Source organism: Actinomadura sp. WMMB 499, from assembly GCF_008824145.1.
Classification (GTDB): Bacteria; Actinomycetota; Actinomycetes; order Streptosporangiales; family Streptosporangiaceae; genus Spirillospora.
The window spans coordinates 4087594-4100250 of the sequence record NZ_CP044407.1 but is presented as its reverse complement, the minus strand read 5'-3'; the positions used below and the strand labels follow the sequence as shown (position 1 = coordinate 4100250).

The 12657-nt window shown below is 74.7% G+C and carries 17 protein-coding genes; 8 read left to right on the top strand and 9 right to left on the bottom strand.

From position 1 onward, the window contains the following. Nucleotides 1–17: 17 nt before the first annotated feature. On the bottom strand, nucleotides 18–362 hold the full coding sequence (locus tag F7P10_RS17995) for a helix-turn-helix domain-containing protein (RefSeq protein WP_151010395.1): 345 nt from the start codon (nucleotides 360–362) through the stop codon (nucleotides 18–20). A 184-nt stretch (nucleotides 363–546) separates the two neighbouring features. Here F7P10_RS17995 and F7P10_RS17990 point away from each other — a divergent pair, with 184 nt between their 5' ends. After that, a complete protein-coding gene (locus F7P10_RS17990) occupies nucleotides 547–1191 on the top strand; it encodes an NADPH-dependent F420 reductase (RefSeq protein WP_151010394.1) in 645 nt (214 codons plus the stop codon). A gap of 87 nt (nucleotides 1192–1278) precedes the next feature. On the opposite strand, the gene F7P10_RS17985 is transcribed toward F7P10_RS17990, so the two are convergent. From F7P10_RS17985 to F7P10_RS17955, 7 genes are all read right to left on the bottom strand, one after another. Next, nucleotides 1279–1701, bottom strand: a complete 423-nt coding sequence (locus F7P10_RS17985; RefSeq protein ID WP_151010393.1) for a DUF3151 domain-containing protein — start codon at nucleotides 1699–1701, stop codon at nucleotides 1279–1281. A gap of 12 nt (nucleotides 1702–1713) precedes the next feature. Further along, on the bottom strand, nucleotides 1714–2262 hold the full coding sequence (locus tag F7P10_RS17980) for a GNAT family N-acetyltransferase (RefSeq protein WP_254716676.1): 549 nt from the start codon (nucleotides 2260–2262) through the stop codon (nucleotides 1714–1716). Between the two features lie 104 nt (nucleotides 2263–2366). After that, nucleotides 2367–3149 carry an SDR family oxidoreductase gene (locus F7P10_RS17975; protein ID WP_151010391.1) on the bottom strand — a complete coding sequence of 261 codons (783 nt, stop codon included), beginning with the start codon at nucleotides 3147–3149 and terminating at the stop codon, nucleotides 2367–2369. Between the two features lie 146 nt (nucleotides 3150–3295). Then, complete coding sequence (locus F7P10_RS17970; protein WP_151010390.1) at nucleotides 3296–3571, bottom strand: GlsB/YeaQ/YmgE family stress response membrane protein; 276 nt, start codon at nucleotides 3569–3571, stop codon at nucleotides 3296–3298. Between the two features lie 138 nt (nucleotides 3572–3709). Beyond that, entirely contained in the window at nucleotides 3710–4045 is a 336-nt protein-coding gene (locus F7P10_RS17965) for a YnfA family protein (RefSeq protein ID WP_151010389.1), read from the bottom strand. A gap of 281 nt (nucleotides 4046–4326) precedes the next feature. Then, on the bottom strand, nucleotides 4327–5007 hold the full coding sequence (locus F7P10_RS17960; RefSeq protein WP_254716675.1) for a MerR family transcriptional regulator: 681 nt from the start codon (nucleotides 5005–5007) through the stop codon (nucleotides 4327–4329). 35 nt (nucleotides 5008–5042) lie between these two features. Then, nucleotides 5043–5507, bottom strand: a complete 465-nt coding sequence (locus F7P10_RS17955) for a GNAT family N-acetyltransferase (RefSeq protein WP_151018121.1) — start codon at nucleotides 5505–5507, stop codon at nucleotides 5043–5045. A gap of 123 nt (nucleotides 5508–5630) precedes the next feature. On the opposite strand from F7P10_RS17955, the gene F7P10_RS17950 reads away from it, so the two are divergent. Continuing rightward, on the top strand, nucleotides 5631–6350 hold the full coding sequence (locus F7P10_RS17950; protein WP_151010388.1) for a cellulose binding domain-containing protein: 720 nt from the start codon (nucleotides 5631–5633) through the stop codon (nucleotides 6348–6350). Between the two features lie 8 nt (nucleotides 6351–6358). Here F7P10_RS17950 and F7P10_RS17945 read toward each other — a convergent pair whose 3' ends face one another. Next, a complete protein-coding gene (locus F7P10_RS17945; protein WP_151010387.1) occupies nucleotides 6359–6943 on the bottom strand; it encodes a TetR/AcrR family transcriptional regulator in 585 nt (194 codons plus the stop codon). Between the two features lie 125 nt (nucleotides 6944–7068). On the opposite strand from F7P10_RS17945, the gene F7P10_RS17940 reads away from it, so the two are divergent. The 6 genes from F7P10_RS17940 (at nucleotide 7069) to F7P10_RS42410 (ending at nucleotide 12637) form a co-directional block, all read left to right on the top strand. Next, nucleotides 7069–8625, top strand: coding sequence for a carboxylesterase/lipase family protein (locus tag F7P10_RS17940; RefSeq protein WP_151010386.1), 1557 nt, complete (start codon nucleotides 7069–7071; stop codon nucleotides 8623–8625). Nucleotides 8626–8693: 68 nt separating this feature from the next. Further along, the gene (locus tag F7P10_RS17935) at nucleotides 8694–9341 is read left to right on the top strand and encodes a TetR family transcriptional regulator (protein WP_254716674.1); all 648 of its coding nucleotides are present in this window, start codon (nucleotides 8694–8696) and stop codon (nucleotides 9339–9341) included. Between the two features lie 14 nt (nucleotides 9342–9355). Next, nucleotides 9356–10984, top strand: coding sequence for an FAD-dependent monooxygenase (locus F7P10_RS17930; protein WP_151010385.1), 1629 nt, complete (start codon nucleotides 9356–9358; stop codon nucleotides 10982–10984). A 219-nt stretch (nucleotides 10985–11203) separates the two neighbouring features. Continuing rightward, nucleotides 11204–11578 (top strand): hypothetical protein, encoded by a 375-nt coding sequence (locus F7P10_RS17925; RefSeq protein WP_151010384.1) that lies wholly within the window; start codon nucleotides 11204–11206, stop codon nucleotides 11576–11578. Between the two features lies 1 nt (nucleotide 11579). Then, nucleotides 11580–12254: a hypothetical protein gene (locus F7P10_RS42415; RefSeq protein ID WP_176611524.1), complete on the top strand. Its 675-nt coding sequence runs from the start codon at nucleotides 11580–11582 to the stop codon at nucleotides 12252–12254. Continuing rightward, entirely contained in the window at nucleotides 12251–12637 is a 387-nt protein-coding gene (locus F7P10_RS42410) for a roadblock/LC7 domain-containing protein (RefSeq protein ID WP_218040557.1), read from the top strand. Before F7P10_RS42415 ends, F7P10_RS42410 begins: the two co-directional genes overlap by 4 nt. Nucleotides 12638–12657 lie beyond the last annotated feature (20 nt).

Below are 12657 nucleotides of genomic sequence, written 5' to 3'. Positions count from 1 at the left end.
GGCGCCGGACGGCCGGGTCAGTCGGGCGTCGCGGGGCGGGCCTGGTCGGCGGCCCAGGCGCAGATGGCGGCGAGCGGCGCCTGGAGGGACTTGCCCAGCTCGGTCAGCCCGTACTCGACGTGCCGCGGCGCGGTCTCCTTGTGGACGTGGCGGGTGACGAGGCCGTCCGCCTCCATGCCGCGCAGCGTCTCGGTCAGCACCTTCTGCGTGATGCCGGGCAGGCGGCGCCGCAGGCGGGCCGGGCGCTGCGGGCCGTCCAGGAGAGCGTAGACCAGCAGGATGCGCCACTTGGCCGCGAGCCGCTCCAGCGCCTGGCGGGTGGCGCAGGACTCCTCCAGGACGTCGGGGATCACCGGGTCCACGGGGCCTCCTCGGGGTGAAGGGAACCTGGAAGTTCCCTCTGTCGGACTCGCGCGCCGCCGCCTACGTTCGGGATCACCGCGAACGGAAGGACGCGCGGGTCCGCGATGACCGACGGGCACTGCCATGTCTACACCGCGCGAGCCGCCGCCCGCTCGCGGCGTCCCTTCAGGAGGAGGTCCACGCATGAAGATCGCAGTATTCGGTACCGGTGACGTCGGACGGTGCCTCGCCACCCGGCTGGCGGGCCTCGGGCACGACGTGGTGCTCGGTTCCCGGACGGCCGACAACCCGGCCGCCGCCGCGTGGGCCGCCGAGCACGGCGGACGGCACGGCACGTTCGCCGACGCGGCCGCGCACGGGGAACTGGTCGTCAACGCGACCGGCGGGACGGTGTCGCTCGACGCCCTGACCGCGGCCGGGGCCGCGAACCTCGACGGGAAGGTCGTGCTGGACGTCTCCAACCCGCTGGACTTCTCCGGCGGCTTCCCGCCCGCGCTGGCCGTGCCCGCGGAGGGCAGCGTCGCCGAGCAACTGCAGGGGGCGTTCCCGGGCGCCCGCGTCGTCAAGGCGCTCAACACGATGCACAACGCGCTGATGGTCGACCCGTCCCGGGTCGACGGGCCGCACAACGTGTTCGTGTGCGGTGACGACGACGGCGCCAAGGCCGACGTCGCGGGACTGCTGCGGTCGTTCGGCTGGACCGGCGAGCGGATCCTCGACCTCGGCGGGCTCGCCGCCGCCCGGGAGCTGGAGTCGCTCGTCCTGCTGTGGGTCAGGCTCAGCGGCGTGCTCGGGACCGCGGACCTGAACTTCGCGATCCTGCGCTGACGCGGACGCGCCACGGGCGGCGGACGGCGCCGTCCGCCGCCCGTGGCACGTCCGCCGCCCGTGGCACGTCCGCCCGTGCAGCCTTCGTCAGCCGCCGTTGAGGGCGTCGGCCGCCGTGGCGCTGCTGTCGCGCAGGAACGTCCGGCAGCGCTCGGCCTCGCCGTCCTCGCCGATCGCGGCGGCGGCGCGGGCGAGCGCGTGCAGGCAGCGCAGGAAGCCGCGGTTCGGCTCGTGCTCCCACGGGATCGGCCCGTGCCCCTTCCACCCGGCTCGGCGCAGCTGGTCGAGGCCGCGGTGGTAGCCGGTGCGGGCGAAGGCGTAGGAGTCGATCACGCTGCCCTTGGCGAAGGAGCGGTCGGCCAGTTCGGCCCAGGCGCCCGGGTGGTCCGGGTGGCGCGCGGCGACCTCGAAGGGGTCGACGCCGTTCTCCAGGGCCGTGCGGGCCTCGGTGTTGTCCGGGAGTTCGGTGGGAGGCGGGCCGCCGAGCAGATTCTGGGTCATGCGGGTCATCGTAAATGGCTGCTACCTGTGCGTATCAACCCGGGCGGCCGGGAGCGGGAGCACGAAGCGGGCCAGCCCGTCGCGGTACACCGGGCTCGCCTCCGGCCACAGGCTGTGCACGGCCAGCAGGGCGTCCCGGTTCCCGGGTAGGACGTCCGCGCCGAACTCGCGGATCCCGCGCCGCCCGGCGAGCTGCGCCAGGAACCGCATCAGCACGGTCGCGACGCCGCGCCGCTGCCACGGGTCGCACACCAGGACGGCGGCGTCCGCGCGGCCCGGACGGTCCGCGTCCCGGCAGTACTCGGCGATGCCGATCATCTCGCCGTCCAGGAGGGCGACGAGGGCGTCCCGGTCCCAGTGGTCGAGCCCGTTCATGAGCGCCACGTGGTGGTCGGGGATGCGGGGGGTGCCGGAGAAGAACCGCGTGTAGAGGCTCCCGGTGGACAGGCGGGACGACATCCCGCGCAGCCGCGCGCCGTCGGCCCGGCCGTAGGGCCGCACGCGGACGGCGTCCAGCGAACCGTCCGGGAAGCCCACGTGCGCCGCGTCGCGCACATCGAGTTGCGTCATGAAACCCATTGGAGCGCACCAGAGTTTCATGACGCAACTAGGTGGTCCCGACGGTTCCGTGAACGGACGGTGTTCCCGGTGCGTCAGGCGGGCCGCCCGGTGCGTCAGGCGGGCTGCGCGGGGCGCGGGCCGAACTCGGCGGCGAGGAAGTCCTCCCAGGTCCGGTGGCCGTGGTCGGCGCCGTCCAGGGTCAGGTTGTCCCCGGCCCGGTACGCGCGGCCGATCTTGCCCGGCACCCGGATCGGCAGCAGCGGCCGCCGCCTGCCGCTCGCCCGCAGGTAGTCGCGCTCCAGTTCGGCCATGTCGTAGATCTTGGGGCCCGCGAGGTCGGGCACCAGGCCCGCCGGGGCCCCGAGCGCCAGCTCGGCGAGGCGTTCGGCGACGTCCCGGGCGTCCACCGGCTGCCACTGCATGTCGCGCGGCGCGGGCATCACCGGGCTCTTCGCCATGCCCCGCACCGCGTTGAGCGCGAAGCTGTGGAACTGCGCCGCGCGCAGCGTCGTCCACGGGACGCCCGACCCGGCGACGATCTCCTCGGCGGCGAACTTCTGCCGGAAGTACCCGATCGGCACCGCGCCGGCGCCGATCACCGAGATGTACACCAGGTGCCGCACCCCGGCGGCCTTCGCGGCCCGCACCAGGTTCCGCGCGGCCTCGTCGTCGCCCTTGCGGCCGCCCGCCAGGTGCACGACGATCTCCGCGCCCTCGACCGCGCGGTCGACCCCCTCGTCCTTGACGAGGTCGCCGGTGACGAACTCGACGCCGTCCCGCGGCTCGCGCGCGGTGCGGGTGAGGACGCGCACGGGGCGTCCGGCGTCGCGCAGCAGCGGCACGACGAGACGGCCCAGGGTGCCGGTGCCTCCGGTGACCAGGATGGGTGACGTCATGGTTCCTCCTACGGTGTGGATTCGCCCGAACGACGGGGACCCGGCGGAGAAAGTGACATCGCGCGCGAAAAAGATCTGAAGGACCGTGCGACACGGCCGGGTTCCGGGCCCCCGAGGCTCCCCAGGGGCCCGGAACCCGGACCGGACTAATGTCTCCCGGCGGCCTGCTTCTGCTTGGCGCGCCCGCTGAACCCTTCGGCGACGCCGATCAGGAGCACGGCCGCGACCACCGCGACGACGAAGCCGAGCACGTTGAGCTCCCAGATGCTGCCGGTGCCCAGCATGTTCGCGATGGTGCCCCCGATGACGGAACCCACCAGCCCCAGCAGGAGCGTCATCAGGATCCCGATGCGCTGCTTGCCGGGCATGATCAGTCGGGCCAGCGCGCCGATGATCAGTCCCGCGACGATGAAGCCGATCATGGCCGTCGTCCCCTTCCCGCCGCTGCGCGTAGAGCGACTCTCGCCCGGCGGTCTGCCCCGACAAATCACACCAAAACCGGCGACGACCAGGCCTCCGCCCCTCGTGCGCGGCTTGCCGTGCCGGGCGGTCGCCGGTGGTCAGCCGCCGCGCGGGGCGTACATGATCACGGCCATGCCGGCGAGGCACACGAGCGCCCCGGCGATGTCGAACCGGTCGGGGCGGTAGCCGTCCGCGACGACGCCCCAGACGATCGACCCCGCGACGAAGATCCCGCCGTACGCGGCCAGCACCCGCCCGAAATGCGCGTCCGGTTGCAGGGTCGCCACGAACCCGTACGCCCCCAGCGCGAGCACGCCCGCACCGATCCAGATCCAGCCCCGGTGCTCCCGGACGCCCTGCCAGACGAGCCACGCGCCGCCGATCTCCAGCACGGCGGCGAGGACGAACAGCACGATCGAGCGGGCGACCAGCACGGCGGGAACTCCTCGGGACGGCGGCCGCCCCAGCCTACGAACCCCCGGGCCCCGCCCCACGCCCGCCCGCCCGCCACGCCGAGTGCGGGTGCCGGGTGCCTGGCGCGGCGTACGGGCGCGGCGTGCGGGCGCGGCGGTGTGCGGGCGCGGCGGTGTGCGGGCGCGGCGGTGCGCGGTGTGCCGTTCGGTCGCGTGTGCTGCACACGATGCGGCGTGCCGTTCCGTGCGCGGAGTGTGGCGGGCGTGAACCGTGTCCCGGCTCGGGGAGTCCGGGCCGGGCGTCAGGTGGGGAAGAGCGTGTCGAGGATCGGTGCCGCGGCCTCCGGGGCGCGGACGTCCAGGTGCAGGACCGGGCCGTCGAAGTGGAAATGGAAGCCGAGGAACGGGCAGCACTCCTGTTCGGCGGCGGCCAGCCCGGCGACGCCGGACGCCCGATCCACCGGGAGCGTGAGCCGCGCCCCGGCCGGCGTCCGTTCCACGCGGGCGCCGGCGACCGCGTGCCGCCACGCCGCGGCGCGTCCGGCCATCGCGTCCCCGGTCAGCGCGCACGCCACCGGCGGCGGCTCGGCCAGGGTCGCGCAGTCGTCGCCGCACGGGCCCGGCCGTTCGGGGAGGGCGTCGAGGCGGTCGAGCGCCGACCGCAGCAGGGCGGCGAAGGCGTGCAGGCGCGCGGCGTGCCGGTCGGTGTCCGCGAGGTGTGCGGCGAGGCGGGGCCGCAGGTCCGAGCGCACGCGCGCGCACGTCCCGTCCTCCCACACGGGCAGCAGTTCGCGGATCTCGGCCAGCGACAGCCCCAGGTGCTTGCCCGTGCCGATGAACGCGAGCCGCCGCACCGCGCCGTCCCCGTACGTCCGGTATCCGGCGGGCGTGCGCCCGGCGGGCAGCAGGCCCGCGTCCTCGTAGTACCGCAGCGTGGTCGCCGGGACGCCGGTGCGCTCGGCGAGCTGGGAGATGCGCATCATGCCGCCGACGCTAGACGTTCGACCCGGCTCGAAGGTCAAGCGCCGTTCAGGGTGCGCGTCATGTAGACGCTGTGAGGGTCGGGACGGTAGTCGCCGAATGGCTCGCAGTAGTCGAAGCCGAACTTTTCGTAGAGCTTTCTCGCCGGTTCGAAGAAGGCCGCGGAACCGGTCTCGAGACTGAGCCGGGTGAATCCCATCCGTCCGGCCTCGCCGATGATGTGCGACAGCAGTGCGGAGGCGACTCCGCTCCGTTTGCGGCGCGGCGCCGTGCGCATCGACTTCAGTTCCGCGTGCGCCGCGTCCAGCCGCGCCAGGGCACCGCAACCCACGATGACCTGGGCGTCCAGGGCCGACCAGAAAGTGACGCCCGGTGCACGGAGCGCGTCCAGATCGAGGGCGTGCTTGCTCTCCGGCGGCGTGATCGACCGCATTTCCCGGACGTGCGCGTCCAGGAACTCGGCGATCTCCGGGCCGCTGAGATCGTCCACGATGATGTGCATTCGGCTCCCCCGAGGTGACGCGTTCGGCAGCACGTTACCGAGGGGCGGGAGGGGGCCGTGCGAAAGGGCGGGCTTTCTGGTTGGATCGCCGATCATGGGGCAGGTCATGCGGGCGGGATCGTGATGGAGCGGCGCACCGGGGACGGGCCGGGCCGGTCGCCGGGACGGCACCGTTCGCCGGAGCGGCCCCCGGCGGCGGGCCGCGGGCGCTACCTGACCCTCGCTGTCGTCGCGTTCGTCCTGGTCAGCGGCTCCCTCGTCGGCTGGGCGCTGCTGAACGAGTCGCCGCCCGAGCCGCGCGCCGCCGGCTGCGCGCCGGACTGCGCCGAGCCCGAGCCGCCCGAACCGTCCGGGTCGTCCGGTCCCTCGGAGCGGCCGAGCGCCCCGGTCGCGTCGGACTCCGTGCCGTCCCCCACTCCCACCCCCGAGGAAACCCCCACCGCCGAGGCCACCGGCACCCCCGACGGGGACGACGACGACCGGTGGCGCGACCGCGGCCGGAGCGGCCGCGACGGCCGCGACGACGACGACCGCTGGGGACGGGACCGGGAACTGCGGGCCGACTACAGCACCCAGGGCGACTGGGAGACGAACTTCATCGGCACCCTCACCGTCACCAACCACGGCGAACGGCCGGTCGACGCGGGGGACCTGGAGTTCGGATACGGGCGCGGGGTGCAGATCACGTCGGCCTGGGGCGTCCCGAGCGAGTGGTCCGGCGGGAGCGTCGTCGCGCGCATGGGCGTCCTCGGCCCCGGGGCGAGCGCCACCGTGACCTTCCAGGCCGCGGGCGAGGCGTCGTCCCCCGACCACTGCAGCCTGGACGGTCGCCGCTGCGGCTGACGCGGCGGTCAGGCCGGGCCGGGGCCGGCGATCTCCGCCAGGGCCCGTAGCCCTTCGAGGATCTCCGCCGCGGTGGGGGCGTTCGCGGGGTCGCTCAGCGCCTGGATCAGCACGCCCGACATCAGCGCCGTCTGCACCATGCCGACGGTGCGGGCCGCGCCGTCGGTGACCGTGTCCTCGGGGACGCTCCGCAGGATCGCGACCATGCCCCGCCGCCCCTCGCGGACGCCGTCCGCGAGGCGGTCGCGCAGTGCGGGCTGCCGCCGCGCCTGCAGGAACAGTTCCACGCTGGCCACCCACGGGTCGGGATTGTCGGTGATCTCCCGGATCAGCCCGTCCCACATGCGCGCGAAGCCGCGGGCCGCGTCGTCGCCGGGCCCCGGGGCCAGCGCGCGGCCGAGCGAGTCGCCCCACTCGTCCAGGAGCTCGAACAGCGCCTGGATCAGCAGCGCCTCCCTGGAGCCGTAGTGGTAGCCGATCGCGGCCGTGCTCACCCCGGCCGCGGTGGCGATGTCGCGGACGCTCGTGCGGTCGTAGCCCTTCTCGCGCAGGCACCGCTTCGCGCCCGCCAGCAGATCCTCCCGGTTTCCCATGCGCGGCAGCGTAGCAGCAATCTTGCACGATCGTTTTGCGCGAACGCCTTGCGCGATCGAGTTGCGCGATCGTGCAAATCTGATCTACGGTTCCCGGCATCGGCTCGATCGACAGGGAGACGGACATGAAGAAGATCTCGGCGGCGGCTCTGGGCCTCGCCCTGCTGGCACCCCTCGCACCGGGCGCGACCGCCCACGCGGACACCGATCCGGCGATCGTGGTGACGTCCAAGGGGGCCGTGCGCGGGACCGTCGGCCCGAAGGTCCGGTCGTTCCAGGGGATCCCGTACGCCACGGCCGAGCGCTTCGCCGTGCCGCGTCCCGTCCCGGCGTGGAGCGGTGTGCGGGACGCCGTCGAGCCCGGCAAGGTGTGCGCGCAGCCGGCCGGACTGCCGATCGGGCGGCCCAGCACCGACGAGGACTGCCTCAACGTCAACGTCACGACACCGGCAGGAAGGCGCGGGGACGGAACGCGCGGGAGGCTGCCGGTGATCGTGTGGATCCACGGCGGCAGCATGATGTTCGGGATGGGCGACCTGTACGGGGCGGACCGGCTCGCGGCGGGCGGCGCCGTGGTCGTGTCGCTCAACTACCGGCTGGGCGTCACGAGCTTCCTCACCCACCCGTCCCTGCCGGAGTCGGGGAGCCTCGCGCTGGACGACCAGCGCGCGGCGCTGCGCTGGGTGCGGGAGAACATCGGGGCGTTCGGGGGAGACCCGCGCAACGTGACGATCATGGGCGAGTCCGGCGGCGGGTTCGGCGTGTGCGGGCACCTCGCGTCCCCGACGTCGGCGGGGCTGTTCGACAAGGCGATCGTCCAGAGCGCGCCCTGCGCGACGCCGGGCAACGCCTCCCGGACCAGGGCGGCGGCCCTGGCCGACAGCGAGACGGTGATCGAGGACCTGCTCGCGGAGTGCGGGCACGGCGACGTGGCGCGCTGCCTGCGCGAGGCGCCCATCGATCGGCTGCTGGAGCTGTACGGGACGGAGCGGGAGCCGCGTCCCGTCAGCGGCACGCGCGACCTGCCGCTTCCGGTGGACGAGGCGTTCCGGAAGGGCCGCTTCAACCGCGTCCCGGTGCTCGTCGGCGTCAACCACGACGAGGAGAACGGGATGATCCTCGGGCAGGAGCTGGTCACCGGGAAGCCGATGGCGGACGAGAAGTACGAGCCGACGATCCGGGCGACGTACCCCTCGCGTGCCGACGCCGTCCTGCGGCGCTATCCGCTGGGGGACTCGGCGGGACGGTCGCTGGCCCGCGTGAAGACCGACGCGACCTGGTCGGTGCCGACCCTCGACACGGCCCGCGCGCTGTCGCGGCGCACGTCCGTCCGGATGTACGAGTTCGCCGAGCGGGACACGCCCTGGTTCGCGGGCATGGCCGAGCCGAGCTTCCCGGCCGCCGCCCAGCACATGTCCGAGCTGGCGTACCTCTTCGACTTGCCGCTGTTCACCGACCTGACGCCCGAGCAGGCCGCCCTGGGCGACCGGATGATCGGCGCGTGGACGCGCTTCGCCGCGACCGGTGACCCGAACGGCGGCGGCGAGGCGCGCTGGCCGCGGCTGCGCGACGACCGGGGCCGCGCGGGCCTGCACGTCCAGTCGCTGACGTCCGGGGAGTGGAAGCGCGCCGACTTCGTGAAGGACCACGAGTACCGCTTCTGGAGCCGCGGCGAGCGCTGACCCCTCCGAAAGAGCTTGCCGATCCGGCATCTTTGCCGGATCGGCAAGTTTCGTCTATCGTGCGGTGCATGATGGACGGCGAGGACGGCGGGCGCGCGATCGGCCTGCGGGAGCGCAAGAAGCTGGAGACGCGGGACGCGCTGAGCGCGGCGGCGGTCGGGCTGATCGTCGAGCGCGGGTGGAACGCGGTGACGATCGAGGACATCGCGGCGGCGGCGAACGTGTCCGTCCGCACCTTCCGCAACTACTTCTCCGGCAAGGCCGAGGCGGTCGCCGCCCGGCACGTCGACCGGATGCGGCGGGTCGCCGACGGCCTGCGCGCCCGTCCGGCGGACGAACCGCTGTGGGACGCCGTCGGCGCGGCCGTCCAGGAGCAGTTCGCGCCGCCCGCGCCCGGCCCGGCCGCGGGGGCGCGGGACGGCGAACGGGCGCGGCGGCACGCGGACGGGGCCCGGCTGATGCTGACCGAACCGGCGCTGGCGGGCGAGATGGCGAAGGCGCACGCCGCCGCGGAGGCCGAGCTGGCCGCCGCCATCGCCGAGCGCACCGGTACCGACCCGGATGCCGACCTCTACCCCCGGCTGGCGGCGTCCGTGCTCGGCGCCGCCGTCGGCGCGGCCATCGTGCACGCGCTGCGCGGCGAGCGGCCCGCCCCGGCGGGCGCCGTGCTGCGCGAGGCCCTCGACCGGCTCACCGCCGGCCTGCCCACCCCGTGACGGAAGGAACGAGCATGGACGCGAGCAGGGACGCGGTGGACGCGGACGTGGACGTGGACGCGAGCAGGGACGCGGACGTCGTCATCGTCGGCGCGGGACCGAACGGGCTGATGCTGGCCTGCGAGCTGGGCCTGGCCGGGCTACGGCCGGTCGTGCTGGAGCGGGAGCCGGGGCCGGGCACCGAAGCGAAGGCGAACGGCCTGGTCGGGCAGGTCGTGACGATGATGGACCGGCGCGGCCTGTACGAGGCCCTCGCCGGACGCGCGCGGCCCGAGCCGTCGCGCTTCTACATGTTCGCCGCGCTGCCGCTGAACCTCGGCCTCCTCGACGAGAGCCCGGTGCACACCCTGCCGGTGCCGCAGCCGCGCCTCGTCCGGGCCCTCGCCGAGCGCGCGGCCGAACTGGGCGCGGACGTCCGGTACGGGCACGCGCTCGCGGGCCTGGAGCAGGACGGCCACGGGGTGCGCGCCGACGTGGACGGGCCCGCCGGGACGTACCGCATCTCGGCGCGGTACCTCGTCGGGGCGGACGGCGGGCACAGTACGACGCGCAAGCTGTGCGGCATCGGCTTCCCGGGCGTGAGCCTCGACCGGATCACGCGCCGCTGGGGCGAGGTGTCGGTGCCCGGCGAGCTGATCGACGCCGCGACCGGCGGCCTGGACGTGCCGGGGCACGGGCTCGTCCTGCCGTTCCTCGGGGAGCGCACCGAGCGCGGCGGGTTCTCGTTCGCGCCGCTGCCGGGCCGCCCGCCCACGATCGCGACCATGGAGTGGGACCGGCCGGGCCCGGACGCGCCGATGACGCTGGACGAGCTGCGCGACAGCGTCCGCCGGGTGCTGGGCGCGGACGTGCCGATCGGCCCGCCGGACGGGGACGGCCCGCACGCGCTGCGGCGGCTGACCGGCGGGAACAACCGGCGCGCGGAGCGGTTCCGGGACGGGCGGGTGTTCCTGCTCGGGGACGCCGCGCACGTGGATCCGGCGGGCGGCCAGGGCCTCAACCTCGGCATGCAGGACGCGCTGAACCTCGGGTGGAAGCTCGCGGCGGACGTCCGGGGCGCCGCGCCCGCGGGGCTGCTCGACAGCTACGACGCGGAGCGGCGGCCCGCGGCGCGGCGCGTCGAGATGTACGCGCGGGCGGTGGGGGCGCTGCTCGCGCCGGGCGACGACGTGACGGGCCTGCGCGAGCTGGTCGGCGAACTGCTCGCGGACGCCGGGGCCGTGCGCCGGGTCGGCGAGCTGATCGCGGGCACGGACGTCCGGTACGACATGGGCGCGCGGGACCCGCACCCGCTCGTCGGCCGCTGCGCCCCCGACCTGGACCTGCACACGCCGGACGGCCCGGTCCGGCTCGCGGAGCTGGCCCGCACCGGACGCCCCCTGCTCATCGACCGCACCGACAACGGCTCCCCGACCGGGATCGTGGGAGACCGGGTGCACGCCGTCACCGCCAAGACCACTCGGCACGATGACGGGCTTCGCAACGTCGCCGGGTCGGGGCTTGCGGGCGGGGGCGATGTCACGGCGGTTCTGGTCCGCCCGGACTCCTACGTCGCGTGGGCTTCGTCGTCGCCGCGTCCGTCGGCGGCGGAGCTGGACGAACTGGGCGCGGCCGTCCGCCGGTGGTTCGGCGGCCCGGGGTAGATACGGCCAGGTTTTCGGTCTCTGTCAAGGTGGCCGAATTGGAGGTCAAGGCGCCTGAGCGGTTTCGATACTGGGTGGTATTTATGCCCCGCTTCACGACCTTGATCGCTATTTGAGATTTTCCGCCTACGGTGCGGTGAGTTGTGGGTAAGGTGCAGTCTCCTGCAACTCTCATTCGTGGGGGAATGGGCCTTGCGCATCGATGACTGCCTTGCGCGGATGATGGCGATTCCCGGGGCGCAGCGGGTGACTCTGGTGGACTGCGCGAGCGGGCTGGCCGTGGCCTCGGCCGACCGGGACGGCCGGGGCGACCGGCGGGCCGACCAGCGGGTCGACCAGCACGAGGACGCCGCCGGGGCGACCGACGTGGTGCGGTCCGTGCTCGGTTCGGCGGCGCTGTCGGCGACACCGGACGGCGACGACGTCGAGGAGATCATCGTGTGCGGGTCCGGCGGATATCACCTGCTGGCCCTCACCGGCCCCGATCTCGACGGCCACCTGTTCGTCCATTTGGTGGTCGACCGGGAAAAGGGCAATCTCGCGCTCGCGCGGCTGCGGATGCGGGGGCTCGTGCAGGAAATGGCGGTCCGCTGAGATGGGCGAGGCACTGCGCGCCCTGCACGGGCTGGAGCGGGACGGACGCAGCGGCGTGCTGCGCGTCGGCGACGTCGGATCGTTCGAGGTCGCCGGGGGCGCGGTCGTCCACGCCGAATGCCGGTACACGGCGGGGCGCTGGGCGGAACCCATCGCGCTGTTCGACGCGGCGTGCTTCCTGCTCGGGGCGGAGGGGGCGCCGCGGTTCACCGAAGGGACGGTCGCGCGGGGCGCGGCCCGTCCGGTGACCGCGGCGACGCTCGCCGCCGAACTGCACCGGCGGCGGGCCCTGCTGGACGCCGCGTGGCCGTCGGCGGACCTGGACGCGGCACCGGTCGTCCCGGTCCGGCGGGTGCGGCGGCAGCGGGTGTTCCTGACCGGCCTGCAGGCGGAGATCCTGCTGAACGCCGACGGCCGGCAGACCCCGGCGGAACTCGCCCGCGACCTCGGCCGGACCGTGTTCGGCTGCCTGCTGGCCGTGCGCGGCCTCGCGGCGGCGTCGCTGGTGCGGGCCGTCCGGCCGGGCGCGGCGGCCGGCCGCGACGCCCCGCGGACCGTCGCGTCCCGCCCCGGTGCGTCCCGCGACACCTTCGGCGGCGGGACGCCCCCGGAGGGCTGGGCGCCCGCCGACCACCAACTGCTGGAGCGGCTGCGCGCCGCGCTGATCGAGCTGTGACGGGAGCCGGAGTGCTGGAGGCGGAGGTGCAGGCCGAGCTGCTCGGGCTGCGGAAGGTGCCGGGGCTGACGGGAAGCCTCGTCGCGTCCGTGGACGGGCTGCTGATCGCGCACGACCTGCCGCCGTCCCTCGAGCCGTCGTCGCTGGCGGCGGTGACGGCGTCGCAGCTCGGGCTGGCGAACCGGGTGGTGGAGACCGCGCACGGCGGCGGGTTCCACGAGGTCGTCGTGCGCGGCGCCGGCTACGTGGTGACGTACGCGGCCGGGCCGGCCGCGTCGCTGACGGTGCTCGCGGAAGGGGACGTGAATGTCGGCCGGCTCCATCTGGAGGCGCGTCCGGTGGCGCGCGCCGTCGCGGCCCTCCTCGCCGCCACGCGGAGATGACCCCGCGCCCCGAGCCCTCG

Excerpts from the sequence above, each read along its gene's own strand:
- F7P10_RS17990 (WP_151010394.1), top strand. The coding sequence starts at position 547 with ATGAAGATCGCAGTATTCGGTACCGGTGACGTCGGACGGTGCCTCGCC.
- F7P10_RS17985 (WP_151010393.1), bottom strand. The coding sequence starts at position 1,701 with ATGACCCGCATGACCCAGAATCTGCTCGGCGGCCCGCCTCCCACCGAA.
- F7P10_RS17980 (WP_254716676.1), bottom strand. The coding sequence starts at position 2,262 with ATGACGCAACTCGATGTGCGCGACGCGGCGCACGTGGGCTTCCCGGAC.
- F7P10_RS17975 (WP_151010391.1), bottom strand. The coding sequence starts at position 3,149 with ATGACGTCACCCATCCTGGTCACCGGAGGCACCGGCACCCTGGGCCGT.
- F7P10_RS17970 (WP_151010390.1), bottom strand. The coding sequence starts at position 3,571 with ATGATCGGCTTCATCGTCGCGGGACTGATCATCGGCGCGCTGGCCCGA.
- F7P10_RS17960 (WP_254716675.1), bottom strand. The coding sequence starts at position 5,007 with ATGATGCGCATCTCCCAGCTCGCCGAGCGCACCGGCGTCCCGGCGACC.
- F7P10_RS17955 (WP_151018121.1), bottom strand. The coding sequence starts at position 5,507 with ATGCACATCATCGTGGACGATCTCAGCGGCCCGGAGATCGCCGAGTTC.
- F7P10_RS17950 (WP_151010388.1), top strand. The coding sequence starts at position 5,631 with ATGGAGCGGCGCACCGGGGACGGGCCGGGCCGGTCGCCGGGACGGCAC.
- F7P10_RS17945 (WP_151010387.1), bottom strand. The coding sequence starts at position 6,943 with ATGGGAAACCGGGAGGATCTGCTGGCGGGCGCGAAGCGGTGCCTGCGC.
- F7P10_RS17940 (WP_151010386.1), top strand. The coding sequence starts at position 7,069 with ATGAAGAAGATCTCGGCGGCGGCTCTGGGCCTCGCCCTGCTGGCACCC.
- F7P10_RS17935 (WP_254716674.1), top strand. The coding sequence starts at position 8,694 with ATGATGGACGGCGAGGACGGCGGGCGCGCGATCGGCCTGCGGGAGCGC.
- F7P10_RS17930 (WP_151010385.1), top strand. The coding sequence starts at position 9,356 with ATGGACGCGAGCAGGGACGCGGTGGACGCGGACGTGGACGTGGACGCG.
- F7P10_RS17925 (WP_151010384.1), top strand. The coding sequence starts at position 11,204 with ATGATGGCGATTCCCGGGGCGCAGCGGGTGACTCTGGTGGACTGCGCG.
- F7P10_RS42415 (WP_176611524.1), top strand. The coding sequence starts at position 11,580 with ATGGGCGAGGCACTGCGCGCCCTGCACGGGCTGGAGCGGGACGGACGC.